The organism is Candidatus Merdisoma sp. JLR.KK006 (genome assembly GCF_036941035.1).
Taxonomy (GTDB): domain Bacteria; phylum Bacillota; class Clostridia; order Lachnospirales; family Lachnospiraceae; genus Laedolimicola.
The window spans coordinates 171,458-187,534 of record NZ_JAYMNS010000003.1; the positions used below are offsets into that span (position 1 = coordinate 171,458).

General features: G+C 44.7%; 14 protein-coding genes. 1 reads left to right on the plus strand and 13 read right to left on the minus strand.

The genetic code is table 11. The annotated features are described in order from the left end of the window. Positions 1-93: 93 nt before the first annotated feature. Complete coding sequence (locus tag VSQ61_RS04015; RefSeq protein ID WP_334343151.1) at positions 94-1,053, plus strand: glycosyltransferase family 2 protein; 960 nt, start codon at positions 94-96, stop codon at positions 1,051-1,053. A gap of 5 nt (positions 1,054-1,058) precedes the next feature. On the opposite strand, the gene VSQ61_RS04020 is transcribed toward VSQ61_RS04015, so the two are convergent. The 13 genes from VSQ61_RS04020 to VSQ61_RS04080 all read right to left on the minus strand — a co-directional run bounded on the left by VSQ61_RS04020 (position 1,059) and on the right by VSQ61_RS04080 (position 16,077). Then, the gene (locus VSQ61_RS04020) at positions 1,059-1,397 is read right to left on the minus strand and encodes an EamA family transporter (protein ID WP_334343152.1); all 339 of its coding nucleotides are present in this window, start codon (positions 1,395-1,397) and stop codon (positions 1,059-1,061) included. Beyond that, positions 1,387-1,734 carry a DMT family transporter gene (locus tag VSQ61_RS04025; RefSeq protein WP_334343153.1) on the minus strand — a complete coding sequence of 116 codons (348 nt, stop codon included), beginning with the start codon at positions 1,732-1,734 and terminating at the stop codon, positions 1,387-1,389. Before VSQ61_RS04025 ends, VSQ61_RS04020 begins: the two co-directional genes overlap by 11 nt. Beyond that, positions 1,734-2,873, minus strand: coding sequence for an ATP-grasp domain-containing protein (locus tag VSQ61_RS04030; RefSeq protein ID WP_334343154.1), 1,140 nt, complete (start codon positions 2,871-2,873; stop codon positions 1,734-1,736). Before VSQ61_RS04030 ends, VSQ61_RS04025 begins: the two co-directional genes overlap by 1 nt. A gap of 213 nt (positions 2,874-3,086) precedes the next feature. Then, a complete protein-coding gene (locus tag VSQ61_RS04035) occupies positions 3,087-4,256 on the minus strand; it encodes a hypothetical protein (protein WP_334343155.1) in 1,170 nt (389 codons plus the stop codon). Next, positions 4,246-5,376, minus strand: coding sequence for a dTDP-4-amino-4,6-dideoxygalactose transaminase (rffA, locus tag VSQ61_RS04040; protein WP_334343156.1), 1,131 nt, complete (start codon positions 5,374-5,376; stop codon positions 4,246-4,248). The genes VSQ61_RS04035 and rffA overlap by 11 nt, the downstream gene beginning before the upstream one ends. Then, a complete protein-coding gene (locus VSQ61_RS04045) occupies positions 5,373-7,208 on the minus strand; it encodes a hypothetical protein (protein WP_334343157.1) in 1,836 nt (611 codons plus the stop codon). Before VSQ61_RS04045 ends, rffA begins: the two co-directional genes overlap by 4 nt. 8 nt (positions 7,209-7,216) lie before the next feature. Next, a complete protein-coding gene (locus tag VSQ61_RS04050) occupies positions 7,217-8,947 on the minus strand; it encodes a hypothetical protein (RefSeq protein ID WP_334343158.1) in 1,731 nt (576 codons plus the stop codon). 16 nt (positions 8,948-8,963) lie between these two features. After that, the gene (locus tag VSQ61_RS04055; RefSeq protein WP_334343159.1) at positions 8,964-9,905 is read right to left on the minus strand and encodes a glycosyltransferase family 2 protein; all 942 of its coding nucleotides are present in this window, start codon (positions 9,903-9,905) and stop codon (positions 8,964-8,966) included. Continuing rightward, on the minus strand, positions 9,893-11,647 hold the full coding sequence (locus VSQ61_RS04060; RefSeq protein ID WP_334343160.1) for a DUF6020 family protein: 1,755 nt from the start codon (positions 11,645-11,647) through the stop codon (positions 9,893-9,895). The genes VSQ61_RS04055 and VSQ61_RS04060 overlap by 13 nt, the downstream gene beginning before the upstream one ends. Before the next feature lie 39 nt (positions 11,648-11,686). Beyond that, entirely contained in the window at positions 11,687-13,648 is a 1,962-nt protein-coding gene (locus VSQ61_RS04065; RefSeq protein WP_334343161.1) for a glycosyltransferase family 2 protein, read from the minus strand. A gap of 66 nt (positions 13,649-13,714) precedes the next feature. Next, positions 13,715-14,461, minus strand: a complete 747-nt coding sequence (locus VSQ61_RS04070; RefSeq protein ID WP_334343162.1) for an ABC transporter ATP-binding protein — start codon at positions 14,459-14,461, stop codon at positions 13,715-13,717. A gap of 19 nt (positions 14,462-14,480) precedes the next feature. Further along, positions 14,481-15,269 carry an ABC transporter permease gene (locus tag VSQ61_RS04075; RefSeq protein WP_334343163.1) on the minus strand — a complete coding sequence of 263 codons (789 nt, stop codon included), beginning with the start codon at positions 15,267-15,269 and terminating at the stop codon, positions 14,481-14,483. Continuing rightward, a complete protein-coding gene (locus VSQ61_RS04080) occupies positions 15,256-16,077 on the minus strand; it encodes a hypothetical protein (protein WP_334343164.1) in 822 nt (273 codons plus the stop codon). The genes VSQ61_RS04075 and VSQ61_RS04080 overlap by 14 nt, the downstream gene beginning before the upstream one ends.

Genomic DNA, 16,077 nt, shown 5'->3' on the forward strand with positions numbered 1-16,077 from the left:
AACTTGTATACTGAATGACAAATGTACATCCCTGGGATGAGTAACCTTCGCCCTATCATTCAATATATTTTTCAGGAAAGGAACTGCATTTTTATGAATAAGCTGTCCTTTGTGATTCCCTGTTACGGTTCAGAAGCCACCATAGAAATCGTTGTGGCTGAAATTATAGAAACCCTTAAGCAGCGCCCAGAGTATGATTATGAGATTATACTTGTCAACGACTGCTCGCCTGACAATGTCTGGGAGCATATCCGAGTGCTTGCCCTTAATAATCATCGCATTACCGGAATTAATCTGGCAAAAAATTTCGGCCAGCCCTCCGCTCTGATGGCCGGTTATCGCATGTGTACTGGTGACTTAATTATCTCTTTGGATGATGACGGCCAGACCCCGGCCAAAGAACTATTCACCCTGGTAGACAAGATTCAGGAAGGCTGGGATGTGGTTTATGCCTCCTATGAGCACAAAATGCACAGCGCCTTCCGCAATTTCGGAACCTGGATGAATGAAAGAATGACTGAAAGTCTCCTTGATAAGCCAAAGGGCCTTAGGGTCACCAGCTATTTTGTCATGCAACGCTTCATTGCAGAAGAAATTACACGCTATCAAAATTCCTACCCTTACATTGAAGGCTTAATCTTTCGGGCCACCATGCGCATCACCAATGTGCCTGTAACTCACCATGAGCGTATGGTAGGCGAATCCGGCTATACTCTCACAAAGCTTTTAGCTCTGTGGTTCAATGGTTTTACCGCTTTCTCCGTCAAGCCTCTTCGGATAGCCACTGTCTGCGGAACAGCTTCTGCTTTTTTGGGTTTCTGCTACGGCCTTTACGTGGTCATCCGCAAGCTGGTGGATTCTACCATTGAAATGGGCTGGAGTTCCATCATCGCCTCTATCTTTTTTATTGGAGGTCTGATTCTGGTCATGCTTGGACTTATCGGCGAATACATTGGACGCATCTATATCAGCATCAACAATGCGCCCCAATATACCGTTCGGGAGATCTTACAAAACACCGATTCAAAATCTCCGGATCAGCCCCAAAGCTAAAAGACTTAGCTGTAAAAAACCAGTATTCCCAGAAGAATCAAGCTGTTTCCCAACAGCTTTTTCTTTGTAATTTTTTCTCCAAAAAAGACACGGCTAAGAAACATTACCAGTACAAAGCCTAATGCTTCTATAACAGCACCGTTTTTATACTCCAATCCGGCATATCCCCCCACAGTCAGCAGGGTGGATAAAACCATCATCCCATAACCTGTAATAACCAAAGGATTCAAATATTCCTTCAGCACAGATGCATAAGCTTTTCCGGCGCTTTTCTTCAAAAGAATTTGGGAAAAGGATGCCACCATCACGGACAGCACCAGCAACAATAGATACTTATTCACCATCACTGTTCACAATCATTGTTCCTGCGAAAACAATGAACACTCCTATGATATTTTTTATGGTCAGCGCCTCATGAAAAAAAACAACAGTCCAAATCAGCGACCACAGAATCGCCATAGAACGGTTGGCATAAGCCACAGACAGATCACAGCGTTTTATAATCTGCTGCCATGCAATGGCATAAACACCCAGAATCAGAATCTCAATCCCATAAAAAAAGAAGAACGGCAAACTTAATGCCTCATAACCGGAGGCCAACTTCGCCGCCACACTGGATAAAGTATAAATCGTAACCACCAGTTGCAGGACCAGAATCGTTTTTACAGAAATCTTTTTCATTATGTCAGATACTCCTTTGCCTCTTCTAAGCTTTCAAAGGTCAAAATATAGTAACCAAACCTTGTGGAGCTATCCTTTACCCGCCCTTCCTGGATTGGCTCCATCTCACTGATAAAGTGAATGTGCTCTGGCAGCTCCTTCTTAAGATACTTAAGATGCTCCAGATCCTGATGGGTGAAAACAAATCGGATACAGGCAGCGCCTTTCTTACCGGCTTGTACAAATTCCGGCTTTTTTCCACAGGCCACATCAATTACCATCCGCACGTAATCATATCCTGTTGACAAAGGCACCAAATCCGAACCAATACAGTCGCCGCCCATACGGGCCCCAATCTCAATAATCCGTACCTGATTGTTCCCATCCAGCATAAATTCGGTATGAGAAGCTCCGTTTTCCACCCCAAGAGCATCAAGGGCCCGAAATACCTCTTTTTTGATCACTTCCATCTGCTCCAGGGTGCAGCCTGCGGGCTCCAGGTGGCCTGTCTCAATAAAGTGAGGATGGCCTGTGGTATATTTTTTTGTCAATGCCAAAAAATAATGGCTTCCCTTATAGGAAATACATTCACAGCTATACTCTTCTCCTTCCAAATACTCCTCCACAATTGCCTTTTTCTCAAAAGAATTTTCTACAGAAAGCTTTACTGCCTCTGCAAAAGCTTCCCAGTTCTCTAACTTTGTAATCCCCCTGCTTCCCGAACGATCCGTCGGTTTTACAATGACAGGAAGCGAAAAACCCAAAAATTCCTCTGCACTTGTATCCAGATCCGCTTCCCGAAAATGCGGAACCGGAACACATGCTTTCTCAAAAGCCTTCCGCATCTCATATTTATTGGTAGATACCAGCGTGCACGCCATAGAATTACCAGGAAGTCCAAGCTTTTCTGCTATATAGTTTACTGTCAGCATTGCCAGGTCCGAGCCAATGGAGGTTATGGCATCCGGTTTAATCTCCCTGCAGTGCTCCAGAATTACTTCTCTTTCCACAATGCTGACAGGATAAAAGAAATCTGCTGTCTGTTCCCCCACTGAGCCATCCTGCCAGGCAAACACATGGGTTTCAAAGCCCATTTCTTTTGCTTTCAGAATCAAAGGATTCTGAAAGCTGTTAGCTCCTATGATTACTATTTTTTTCATGCTCTTGCCTCCTGTAGCTTCATGCGCGGACAGCTTAGTACACCCGTGTACTAGTACAACGAAAATTAAGTTTTGGATAGTTTGACGCAGAATATTTTTCTGAGAGTGCTGCTTCACAAACGCAGTCGTAGCGGTGGCTACGGCGAAGCTTGGGGAGTAGTGCTATCAGGAAAATAGGCAAGTCAAACTGCCAATAACTTAATATTCGTTGTACTAGCACTGCAGCGGGCTTAATATCAAAAGATAAACATAATAATAAATCCCCGAACCAATATGATAAAGAAACAGCCCATTTCCCACTATCTTTACCCACTGTTTTTTTCCTATCTGCTGATAAAAACGAACCGCCGTCATTACAAAAAAAGTGAACATGGCTAACTGCAGCCCCCACTCAAAATTGCCGGAGGCCGGCTCATTTACTTCGATCAAAAGAATAAATTCCAAAAGTGATGTCAAGTAAAAAAGCAGGGAAAACAGTAAGGGTTTATCCTTCCAAATCTGCTTTCCCCCAAAAATGCACAAAACAAAAAGAGGAAAAGCAACTGCCTGCACCATAGAAATCAAAGGATGAGCCGTATCCAGCTTCATTACTGCAAAAGGCTGCAATCCAATCCCCCTGTCCGTCCCTTCTCCGAACACCGAAAAAAACTGAATAAGAAAATATATGCCAGATGGAATAAAGGCAGCCCCCAGCTTTAGGCTAATCCAAAAGCTTTCCCCTTTCGTCCGTATAAGCTCCAATAAAAGGAACAAGACAACTGCCGGCAGAAAGCCCTGCATAAAAGATGGCTTCACAAAACAGCTAAGCAGCAAAATTGCCGCAAAACCTGCAAAATCGAACCATTTTTCTCTCTCCTTTTCGGGATAAAGCTTCAGAAAATATAAAAATGCTATCAGGGAAACAGGCTTTACCGCCATATTCGTGGGATTGTGCCAAATGGTCGGGCTGCTCTGTCCCAAATAGACTTCTCTGTTAAACCACGGCATATAAAGAGCTGTCAATATCAGAAGCCCAATAGTCAAAAAGACAATATTCATCTTTGATAGCTGTTCCTTTAATTCTTTCCATAAAAACTGGTACAGAATGGCAGCCAGCAGCCCTATGCAGCAGGCTGTAACCAGTGCCCCCGCATACTCTCTGCCAATAGGAAGCAATCGGTTCACAATCCGTACTGCCAGATGCCAAACCGGATAGGAATAAAATTTGTCATACAAGGGATCTGTAAACTCTCCTACTGCCCAGGAGGAATGGGTGGCAAAATCGCTGTACAGCAATACCTCATGCCCTTTCCCCATCTCCACCTTTACCATAACAAAGGTCAGCACAAAAAGTATCCCGGCACACAGCCACATTCCCGGCACCTTCTGCCTGTTATCTCTCATAAAACTCCTTAATCCTCTCTGAAATATAAGAAACCTGTTCATCCCTAAGCCCATAGTACATAGGAAGCCGTAAGATCCGCTCACTCTCTTTCGTCGTATAGCGATCCACACCGGAAAACCGTCCCAGCTTCTTCCCTGCCTCTCCTGTGTGGAGGGGGACGTAATGAAAAACAGTCTGAATCTCTGCCTCTTTCAGATAGGCAATCAGCTTCGTGCGTTCCTCCAGATCCTTTGCCTTCAGGTAAAACATATGTGCATTATGCACACAATCCTCCGGCACTGACGGAAGCTCAATCCTTCCCTGATCCTTCAAGGGCTTTAGCTGCTCATTATAAGCGTTCCAGCTCTTCATCCGATCCGCCGTAATCTGGTCGGCAAGCTCCAGCTGCGCCCACAGATAAGCTGCATTCATATCACTGGGCAGATAAGAACTTCCCTGATTCACCCAAGTATATTTATCCACCTGCCCCCGAAAAAACTTTGAGCGGTTGGTTCCCTTTTCCCTGAGAATTTCCGCATCCTCAACATGCTCTGAATCCCGAATCAGCAGGGCTCCCCCTTCTCCCATAGAAAAATTTTTTGTCTCATGAAAGCTGAAGCAGCCATAGTCTCCCATAGTCCCCAACGCCTTCCCTTTATAAAAAGAGCACACGCCCTGAGCCGCATCCTCCACTACTGCCAAACGGTATTTGCTGGCCAGCTCCATAATTTTATCCATCTCACAGGCAACACCTGCATAGTGGACAGGTACAATCGCCCTGGTCTTCTCAGTAATAGCTTCTTCAATCAAATTCTCATCCAGGTTCATGGTGTCCGGACGAATATCCACAAACACAGGAACCGCTCCTCGCAAGACAAAGGCGTTGGCTGTAGATACAAAGGTATAGGAAGGCATAATCACCTCATCCCCCGGCTGAATATTAAGAAGCAGGGCCGCCATCTCTGTTGCATGCGTGCAGGAAGTAGTCAGAAGGGCTTTGGCCGTCCCCGTCCGTTCTTCAATCCAGCCATTGCATTTTTTCGTAAACATTCCGTCTCCACAGATATGCTCCGCCTCAATAGCCTGCCGAATATAGTCAAATTCCTTTCCCGTAAAGGGAGCTACATTAAATCCAATCATTTCTTCTTTCCTTCCTGAGAATCTGTATGAAGCCGATACACTTCAAAAATCCGTTCTCCATAGTCCAGCTTATCTACAAGCTCCATTCCCTGATATTCATTCCCATAGACACTCTCATAGTAACGATCCATGTAACGCAGATTCACCTGCTCCAGAGAAATCAAATATACACCTTCTGTCTCTGCCATGTCCCGTTTTGGATCTGTAATCCCAAGCTTCTCATTCTTCACATTCTCCAGGGGAGAAAAGGTATGCCATCCTCCCACCGATAACAGGTTAGTAAAAGCAAAGTCCCTGGAAATTGTAAAGTTATCCGTATAGGTTTCAATGGAAAAGGTAGTCATGAAGTAGACATTTTCCATATGCTCTGCCATGTAGCGGTTTACATCCAGAAATTCCAGATTGTAATCCCGTCTTTCCGTATTATTCTCCTTCACAGACTTCCATTCCGGCCCGGAAAGCAAAGCCAGAACCACACAGGCTCCTGCCGCCAAGACCCTCCCCGGAAGCTTTTCTCTCCTGCTTCCCGCTCCTTTTTCTCTATTCTCTAAAAAGACTGTCCGATACCAGATCGCCAGCATAGTCAAAAGCATCAATAGATACAAAGCAAAGCCTACCCGTTCCACAATGCGGTTCCTGTAGCCCAGGTAAAACCAATAAAGCGCCCAGATACCTGTAAGAAATATAGCCAGGCCCAGTTGTCTCCTGTTTTTTCCGCAGCAAAAACCCAAAACCACTGCCGCCATCACCAGACACAAAAGATTCACCGGATGATAGCTATCCTTTCCCAGGTGCTCATCAATCTTTTGAACTGCCGTAGAAATCCGCTGTTTCAAAGGATGCTCCCTGATATATACCTCCCGGAAATGCTCAGAAAGAACTGCCATCTTTTCGCTGTACAAATCATCTACCAGATAAAGGGAATACCGCTGCAGGTTTTCTGCTTCTTCCTTGGTGATTCCCAGCGAATCAAAAAATTCCGGATCCTCCTCATAATTCTCCAGACCATAATAATCCATAATGGCTTCCCGATTCACATTGTAGACGCAAAACTCCCTCCACTCCGGCGAGCTGTATGCAAGAGCCTCTGCCCCCATAAGAATCAAAATTCCTGCTGCCAGTCCCATAAGAATACCCATATGTTCCAGAGTGATACTCCACCCCTTGCAATGTATTTTTAGAGTCTGCCAGGGTTTCCACTGGATTCCTTTTACAGTTTCCGTTTTTTGGACAGAACCGTATTTCCCCCAAAAACACAGAGCCGCCAAAGGCAGCACCATTAAAAACACATCATCCCGAACTGCCAGAGAAAGCAAAATCAAGAAGGCGCCTATTCCTTCCTCCGCCCAGTCCCAAAAACGATTCCCCTTATCAGCTGTATAGAACAGATAGATTCCTGCTGCTCCTGCTATGGCCGCCGTTACTGTCCACTGAAAAGCAGCTACATGCCGGAGACCTGCACAGGTAAACAAAAGCAGAGCAATTACTGAATAGCAAAGCTTCCAAAGAAGTCCCTGCTTAGAAGCCAGCCCCCGGTACAAAATCATTGCCAAGGCAAAAAGCATAATCCCGATCAAGACCATACCATACCAGTCAAAGCCGGGAATCATCCGATAGCATCCAGCAATCACAAGGCCGAGAACATATTTCATATGAAGCAGATGGGCATCCGGCGACCCGGTAATCACACCTGCTGCCACATTACGCATAGCCACATCATCATTAATGTCATAGATAAAAGGAATACTCTGATAAGCAAGCACAAAATAAATTCCTGTTATCAAAAAAGAAAGCAAAAGAGCCGCCAAGCGCCTTTTTCCTGTCTGTCTCATGGGCATCTTCACCTCTGTACCTGATACAGATAATAATATCTGTCTTCTATCACCTTTACATCCCTTAAGACAAGGGAAAGCTTTGGATATTTATATGCAAAATAGCTTCCGAGAAAGCCCGTATCCTCCACATCCCTCACCACCAAATAAGCATTGGGATTGGTCAAAATCGTTTCCTCCGCATTCTCAATTCCAAGGGCTTCAAAGCGCTCCTCATCAAGCGGCGATGTGCTGTACCAGTCTCCCAGCGTAACGCAGTTATTCTGCCTGAAATCTCCCCTTCCTGTGACTGCAGCCCCGCCGACAGGTTCTGCCATAAAGGTTTCAACAAAATAAATATTCTCCGGTTCTTCCTTACAGGCCGTCTTGAATAGCTGATAATTGCCGTCCCTGGCTATTTTCTCTGCATTTGATGCCGCAGCAGTTTTCCACTGGAACACGGCCGCTGCCAGACAAAGTACAAGGATGCCCGATACTGCCGCAGCCTTTCCCTTCTGTGGAATTCTTGATTCCGCCTTCTGATACAATCTATAAAAATAAGCCCCCATGGCAAGCAAAGCAATCAGGTGGAGAGAAAATGCCACTCGCTCCGGCAGACGTCCCACAAATCCAAGTGCCAGCCAAAATATGCCCTCAGCTCCCCAAAATAACGCTAATGGAACCAGTGCCCTTCTTTCATACAAAAACGCTAATACCAGAATCCCAATGAAAAACAGCAGCGTCGGCAGACTGGCTGGAAAATACTCCTTGTGAACAAACTGCCCCCATGCCAAAGTGATTCCCTCTTTCATACGACCGAAAAGCCTTGTCTCCAAAGCATTTTGACGCATAGATTCCTCACTTAAGGCTTCCATCATCTCTCTATCCATTCCCTCTATGAGATAGAGGGCATAATGACGCAGATTGCGGGCCTCATGCTCACTAAGCCCCAACTCTTCAAAAAAAGCCGGGTTCGCCTCAAAGGAAGGAATGCCTGAATAATCATAAACCTGCGTACGAGCTGCCTGGAATTTCTGAAATTCCTTCCACCCTTCTTCTCCATAAGCACTTGCTTCTATCAGTGTCACGACTCCTGCTGTCAAAAATACAGCCGCAGGCAAAATAAGCTCTTGAAAACAAATCTTCCTCTCTTTCCCGCTTTTAACAAATTTCCACAAAAAAGATATGCCAAAGCCCGGCATAACCATAAAAAACACATCTGGCCGAATACAGAAGGTCAAAAAGAGAAGCAGCCAGATAAGAATTTCCTCCAGAATGTACTGTCCCTTCCCCTGCTTCGTACCTGTAGCATAAAGATACAGGCCAGATGCACCCAGCATAGCTGCACTGACTGTCCACTCAAACTGCGCCGCATGAAATACCATCACTGCAGTAAAAAGCCCCACAGCCACCCCTGCATAAGCTCCTTTCCAAAGGAGGCTCTTTTCTGCCGACAGCCCTCTGTATAAAATCACTGCCAGGGCCAGAAACAGGGTTCCTGCCATAAAGAATCCATACCAATCTATATGATTGTTAAGCAGATAGAACCGGCTAAGTACAAAGCCAAGAGCATATTTCATAAAAATCGCATGTCCGTCCGGCTTCCCGGTAAATGCTCCGCTGACTATATCGCGCATAATCACATCATCGCCAATGGCATATACAAAACCCATAGCCGCATAAACCGCAAAGCCGCAAAAAACAGAAAGAACAAGAGAAGCGGCCAGACTAAGGCCTGCTCCATATCTGTCTTTTCTCATATATCTGCTCCCTTTCTCAGCGCTTGCACTTTTCCTCATACATATTTTGTACCTGAATCAGCAGCATCTCAAAATCCTGCTTATTCTTCTGCTCTATGCTCTGCAAAACCAATCCTGCAAAGAGCGATTGGAGTGCTGCTATCAGCACAAAGCAACACACAATCAAGGTTGGGAACTTAGGAACCAGACCTATCTCCACATATTCCACTATCACCGGAATCAAAAATCCAATACCCAAAGCCCCTAAAACGGCTGACAAAATAGAGAAAAAGCAAAAAGGCTTATAATTTTTATACAAATTCAGAATACGCAACAATACCTTAAAGCCATCTGAAAAGGTATTCAGCTTGGACACGCTGCCTTCCGGGCGATCCCGATAATCCACAATCACATTGTCCACCTGCATATGCTTGTCCGCCGCATGAATACTCATCTCTGTCTCAATATCAAAGCCATGAGAGAGTACAGGAAAGGTTTTTACAAAGGAATAACTGAAGGCTCTGTATCCTGTCATAATGTCCTGGATATTGGTATCAAAAAAGCGATTGATACAATTCTTTACTAAGAAATTGCCGAAATTATGGAAGGGACGCTTATTTTCTGTGTAGTAGGTCGAAGAAAGACGATCTCCTACTACCATATCCGCCTGGTCTTCCAAAATTCTTTTTACCATCTCCGGCGCCGCCTCGGCCGGATAAGTGTCATCACCGTCCACCATCACATAAACCCGGGCATCCACCTCCCGGAACATCCGGCGTATTACATTTCCTTTGCCCTGCTGATGCTCGTAACGCACTGTAACTCCTGCAGCTTTTGCGATCTCATCCGTTCCGTCGGTGGAATTATTATCATAGACATAAACTACCGCTTCCGGAAGCTCCCGCCGAAAATCCTCTACTACTTTTTTTACTGTTTTGCTCTCATTATAGCAGGGAATCAGTACGGCTATTTTATCCATTCCTTATCTCTCCTCCATATAAGAAAAATAATCAGCGGTCCGCATGCAATCAACGGATAATGATACCGCATGGTCACTATCGGTCCCAGCATTGTAGTCAAAAGATACATAAACAATGGAATTCCAAGAAACAATTCCTTATATTGTCTTCGATAAAGCAACAGCAGAAATGCAAACAATAAAAGCCAGGTATATACGCCCAAATTAAAAGTAGCTGACACAACAGGAAGCTTTTTATAAGAATGCTCCTGGCTGATTTTCCGATAAAATTCTGACAATACCGGAAGCTTCGATACCATCACTACATCCACATCCTCACGAACCTCCGAGCAGAAATATTCCAGATAATTTCTCCCATGATCTGAATTTCCCGGGTACCAGTATCCATAGGTATTAGTCAAAAAGGAATCTATATAAATCTTTTTATGCCGCATCCCCACAGAAAACCATGTTTTTAAAAACGGCCCCGGATTTTGAACAAATTTTTCGCCGTTGAAGTGCTGCTTTACCGGATCTGCAAACCAGGATAAGTAAGAATCCATTCCTTCCTCCCTGATAATCGAAAGAAACGTCTCTTTCTCTTCCTCTGTCAACCCCAGATAATCCAGATTATAAACCCGGGCTGCCGACTGCATCAGCACACAGCACATTTCTCTTGGGTCTCCCTTTTCCACTCCAAGCGCTTTATAAACCGGACCTGTATATAATCCGTAAAGCCCCAGACAAATAAGTATCATTAACCCCATACGCTTCCAGTGTTTCTGAAAGGTCCACATGAAAAAGGGTGCACTGAGCACAAACGCATGGAAAGCATTATTTCGGAAGGCAAAAAGAAGAAACACGCTCAGACAAAAAACAGCCTGCCATTTTACCGAAGAAAAAAATCGTTCCCTGTCCTCTGCTATCTCAAAAAGCTGTACCAGAAATACAGCAAACAAAGCTGTAAAAATGGAATCCTTCGTAGCGCATAAAGCCATAAGGCTATTTACCGGATGAAAAGCCAGAAATATAAAAGTTCCTGTCTGAAGCCATTTAGGAGATCGTTTCTTTTTTAAGTAGCAGCAAACATAAGCATACATCCCCGACATCAGAAGCATCTGAATCAGAGAATACAAAACTGCTCCTGCATTTTTGCTTTCAAATAGCTTCACCCCTGCCCATCTGCAGATTCCCAACAGAAACGTATGAAGAATAGGATGATGTCCTGACACCCTTTTGTCCACAAAGGAGCCAAGCTGTAACCCCGAATCATAGGAAAAAATACCAGGCCAAGAGGCCAAAAGCACTGGAACCCAGGATAAAAATAAGAGCAGCCAGCAAAAAAGAAACCACCGGGATCCAATTTCATCATCTTTCCCTGGTCTGCTGAAGCCATCTTTCAGATAAAAAAGAGCCAGGCTGATACATCCTCCAAAAAACGGCGTAAGACATGGAATAGCCCAAAATGTATTTTTAGACCAAATCGTATCTAAATAATTCAGAGAAACCCCCATACTGGTTAAAAGTGCCGCCAAAAAACCGCCTGCCAAACCATACATGAGAGTCCTTCGATCCAAACTCTTACTAACAATATAATGGTATAAGAAAAGAAATGCACCAAAAACAGACATGGAAAAGACACTGTTGGAGAACATGGTACTTTCCCCACGTACACCATAAAGCAGATTAAAACCCACTACAGCCAAAAACGCTGCGAATACTGCTGCGATTTTTTCTATGATTCCATATATCCTACTTATCATGGTCTATATCTCCTGTTATTTAATGCTGCAATATACGGATCACTTAATGGTATAATCCGAATAATCCAATGAGAAATTCGGATTAAAGTAAGGATCCCCTGCTTCCAGCTCTTCCTTCCATTTTTCACGGAATAGCGCAACCTCATTCTGGAAGCGCTTCAGTTTTTCACCTTCCTCCATGCCTCTGGTCTTGGACTCATAATGAAACAGCTCACAAAACGGAGTGAACACATTCAAATAACCAGCTTTTCTAAGCTTCAGGCAGAAATCCACATCATTGAAAGCCACACTGAAGTTCTCATCCAGACCTCCCACCTGATCATACTGTTCCCTTCCCACCAGGAGACACGCTCCTGTCACAGCCGTTACATCCTGAGCATAACAGAGCCGCCCCATATAGCCCAGATGCATCTTATCATCCTTATAATGAGTATGTCCGGCCGCCCGATGGGCGCCCAGCCCAATGACAATGCCTGCATGCTGAATGGAATTGTCCGCATAGTAAAGCTTACCGCCCACTGCCGCAACATCTGGTCTCTGGGCATACATAAGAAGCTCTTCCATCCATTCCCGGGTGATCACCTTCATATCATTGTTCAGCAAAAGTACATATTTTCCCCTGGCAAAGGATATTCCGAAGTTATTGATACGGGAATAGTTAAAGTCCCCCTCATACTTCACTATATGAATTCGTTCATTGTGCTCCAGTGCCTTGTAATAATCATAAATTTCCTTTGTCTCACTGTTATTTTCCACTACAATAATCTCATAATCAGGATAGGTAGACTTATTGATGATGGACTCCACGCAACGGGACAAATCCTCCATGTGATCCCGGTTGGGAATGATAATAGAAATCAAAGGCTTTTCAAACAGCGGATAGCGAATCCGGAAGATTGTCGGAAATGCCCGGGTGCTCTCCACCTTGGCATCCATTCCATAGACCTCCAGAATGTGATCGTGAACTGCCCTCTTGGCCGCATCCACCGCATAGGTCTTGGCATTGATATCCTGAGCCACGGAAGCCTTATGGGATCTCCAGTAATATAGGGCCTTTGGCACATGATAAACCTTCTTCGCCTTTGCGGTAAGCCGAAGAATCATATCATGATCCTGACTTCCGTCATATTGACTTCGGAATACTCCTGCCTCATCCAGAAGCTCTCTGGAAAATGCAGAAAAATGGCAGATATAATTATTACCCCTCAGATTATCAATGGCAAAATCCGGCTTAAAGTGCAGCACAATCATGTGATCAATGCTATCACCCTCAAAAGTAATCTCATCGCAGTAGATATAGTCCGCCCCTTCCTCATTGATAGCTTTTGCATACTCAAAAAGAGCTGCCGGATGCAGAACATCGTCATGATCAAAAAGGCCGATATAATCTCCGGCAGCCAGCTTCAGGCATTCATTGGTATTCCCGGAGATTCCATAGTTGTGATCCAGCACATGATAAATAATACGCTTGTCATCCTTCGCATATCTCTTGCAGATCTCTCCCACATAAGCATGTTCATGATCGCTGCCGTCCGCCAGACACAGCTCCCAATTCTCATAGGTCTGTTTTTTTACAGAATCCACCATATCTGTAAGGAACTTTTCCGGCGTGTTGTAAAGAGGCACCAAAATGCTGAACTTTACCTTTTTCTCAAAAACAGTCTCCCGCTGCCTTAACGCCTCCTCCGGCGAAGGAAAACTGGCTGTTCCATGGCGCTTCATGTTTTTGCGCTCCTGAATCTTACTGCGTACCTTCCGCATAAGTCCCGGAATCGATCCATACCGGGTGAGCCGATATTTGGTTTTTTCATAAAAATGAAGTCCTTTGCGCATGGGGGTAGACAGCTTCCATGCAAAGCTGTTCTTAATCCGGTCAAGCTTAAAGCGAAGCTCCTCAATCTCCTTTTCTGATTCCTCAATCTTACTTAAGAGAACTTCTGTCTTCTCCCGCTCGGCTTCATACAATTTTTTATAATCATTCTGCATTTCCGTGTTATCCATATTCCGTTCTCCTAAACAGCTGTTTCACAGCTTTATCGTTATGTCACCGGCACCGGCGGAAGCCTCTTACATTTTTTCGGCTGGGTCCTCATAAGCGTCGCAGACCTCCTCGGCCTCTCCCATCATGCGGACATGACCGTGATCAATCCAAATAGCCTTATTGCAGATCTCCTTCACCTGCTCAATACTGTGGGATACGAAAAGCACCGTGGTGTTTTTCTCCATCATTTCCCGGATACGCTTCTTACACTTATTCTGAAATTGATAGTCCCCGACAGCCAGAATCTCATCCACAATCAAAATGTCCGCATCAACAATGGTTGCGATGGAAAATCCCAGACGGGCCAGCATACCGGAAGAAAAGTTCTTAATCGGTACGTCCACAAAGCGTTCCAGCCCGGCAAAGGCAATGATATCGTTAAACCGCTCTTCCAGCATCTCCTTCGGATAGCCGATCAGGGCTCCGTTGAGAAAAATATTTTCCCTGGCTGTCAGATCATGGTCGAAGCCCGCTCCCAGCTCTATCATGGGCGCAATGGTTCCCGCAGTCTCCACCGTGCCCTTGGTAGGCCGAAGCACACCGGCAATGATCTTTAACATCGTACTCTTTCCGGAACCGTTCATCCCCACCAGCCCTACGGAATCCCCTTTACGTATCTCAAAGCTTACATCATTTAAGGCCCAGAATTCTTCATAAAAAAGCTGCCGTTTTAATGCCTTAATAATATATTCTTTGATGCTGTCTACCTTTTCCCGTGAGAGGTTGAAGCACATGGACACATCCTTTACCTCTATGGCATTCTCTATCTTCATTGCTCCCTGTCTTCCTCTCCTAAATCTTTAATATGAAGCCGTCCTGAGCCTTTTTAAACACTGCGGAACCAATCGCAAGAGCCACCGCACACCAGATAAGACTCTGTACATGGAGAATGGCCGGAGCTGTCACGCCGTCCAAAACTACGCAGCGGAATATCTTAATAAAGCCCGTCAGCGGATTAATATTCACAATCATCCTTACCCAGGCCGGCGCACCATCTAAAATTTCTATGGGATAAATCATTGGAGTCAGGTACATCCATGCTGTAGTAATTACCCCATAAAGATGCATCAAATCCCGAAAGCTCACTGCTGCAGCTGCCAAAAACAGGCTGACACCTGTGGAAAACAGCAGTACATACAAAAGCGGAAACAATGCCAACAAAATCGTAGGTGTCACCCTGGCCCTTGTAACAAGCATCACAATAATCAATGCAATCATGGAAGCCATTAGATTAACACCGCTGGACATAACCTTGGAAATAGGAAACAGGTATTTTGGCACATAGACCTTTTTAATCAGCTCTCCGCTGTGTATAATGGAGCCCATAGCAATACTGGTGGACTCATTGAAAAAGTTAAAAATCAGCTGTCCGCAGAGCAGATACACTGGAAAATTATCAATCTGTCCATATTTAGAAAAGAAGTAGGAAAATACAACGGAAAGTACTGTCATCATCAGCAGCGGATTCAGTACAGTCCACAGTAAGCCCAGAATAGATCGGCGGTATTTTGTTTTGATATCTCTCATTACAAGCTGGCTAATAAGATTTCTGTATTTTACAAAAACGCTAAGTAAGCTCACGTCGGTATCCTTTCTGAATCAGTCCGTTGATGACTGCAATCAGCACAAACGCCCCCAGCCACACCATGCCGAAGCGGAAGAAGCTAAAACAAAGAATCTGCTCGTTTGGACGGGGTGTGGAATAATAAGCATTGTTAAAAATAAAAAGCTCAGAGCAAAGAGCAAGATAAACTGCAGCCAAAAAGGTCAGAATATTTCCCTTTCCGAAAATAACCTTCATGGGCCCCCTTGCGTCATGCTGAAGCTTCCAGATACCAGTAGCGTAGATGTCCGCCTCCTCAATCTTCAGCCTGCGGTTTTCCTGTTCCAGAACACGATTCTGGTTCATGGCCAGCTCCAGCTTATTCAAAAGCTGTGCTTTTTCTTTCTCAGATATGCTGTGCTTTTTGATCTCCTGCCAGTATTCCTTTTCTCCTACCCCCAGCTCTAACACCTGAAAACTTACCTTTGCTTTAACAAGTTTCAGGCAGAGAGCTTCATCAACAAAAAACTTAGGATCTTTATGAAGATAAGCAAAGATGGGCTCAAAGTCTACATCACTGTTAGTCTTGATACGGTTCCATTCTATTGTTTTGGATTCTCCATCCTCATAGGTAAGGGTGATATAAAGAAGCTTGATCATACTGCTGTCTTCCAGCAGGGGATCAAAGCGAAAGCCGCAAGTACGCTCAAAAACACTCAAATCAAATTCTAAAGTAACTGTTTCTCCTAATGCACAGGGGTACTCTGCCTGCAGGGAATCTTCTGGGCGGAAGTCCTTTCCTGTATCTATAAATACCTCGGCTGTAAGCTGTCTGCTTTCTTCCAT

What these genes read in the sequence shown, in the direction of transcription:
- VSQ61_RS04015 (WP_334343151.1), top strand. Translation starts at nt 94, where the DNA reads ATGAATAAGCTGTCCTTTGTGATTCCCTGTTACGGTTCAGAAGCCACC.
- VSQ61_RS04020 (WP_334343152.1), bottom strand. Translation starts at nt 1,397, where the DNA reads ATGGTGAATAAGTATCTATTGTTGCTGGTGCTGTCCGTGATGGTGGCA.
- VSQ61_RS04025 (WP_334343153.1), bottom strand. Translation starts at nt 1,734, where the DNA reads ATGAAAAAGATTTCTGTAAAAACGATTCTGGTCCTGCAACTGGTGGTT.
- VSQ61_RS04030 (WP_334343154.1), bottom strand. Translation starts at nt 2,873, where the DNA reads ATGAAAAAAATAGTAATCATAGGAGCTAACAGCTTTCAGAATCCTTTG.
- VSQ61_RS04035 (WP_334343155.1), bottom strand. Translation starts at nt 4,256, where the DNA reads ATGAGAGATAACAGGCAGAAGGTGCCGGGAATGTGGCTGTGTGCCGGG.
- rffA (WP_334343156.1), bottom strand. Translation starts at nt 5,376, where the DNA reads ATGATTGGATTTAATGTAGCTCCCTTTACGGGAAAGGAATTTGACTAT.
- VSQ61_RS04045 (WP_334343157.1), bottom strand. Translation starts at nt 7,208, where the DNA reads ATGAGACAGACAGGAAAAAGGCGCTTGGCGGCTCTTTTGCTTTCTTTT.
- VSQ61_RS04050 (WP_334343158.1), bottom strand. Translation starts at nt 8,947, where the DNA reads ATGAGAAAAGACAGATATGGAGCAGGCCTTAGTCTGGCCGCTTCTCTT.
- VSQ61_RS04055 (WP_334343159.1), bottom strand. Translation starts at nt 9,905, where the DNA reads ATGGATAAAATAGCCGTACTGATTCCCTGCTATAATGAGAGCAAAACA.
- VSQ61_RS04060 (WP_334343160.1), bottom strand. Translation starts at nt 11,647, where the DNA reads ATGATAAGTAGGATATATGGAATCATAGAAAAAATCGCAGCAGTATTC.
- VSQ61_RS04065 (WP_334343161.1), bottom strand. Translation starts at nt 13,648, where the DNA reads ATGGATAACACGGAAATGCAGAATGATTATAAAAAATTGTATGAAGCC.
- VSQ61_RS04070 (WP_334343162.1), bottom strand. Translation starts at nt 14,461, where the DNA reads ATGAAGATAGAGAATGCCATAGAGGTAAAGGATGTGTCCATGTGCTTC.
- VSQ61_RS04080 (WP_334343164.1), bottom strand. Translation starts at nt 16,077, where the DNA reads ATGGAAGAAAGCAGACAGCTTACAGCCGAGGTATTTATAGATACAGGA.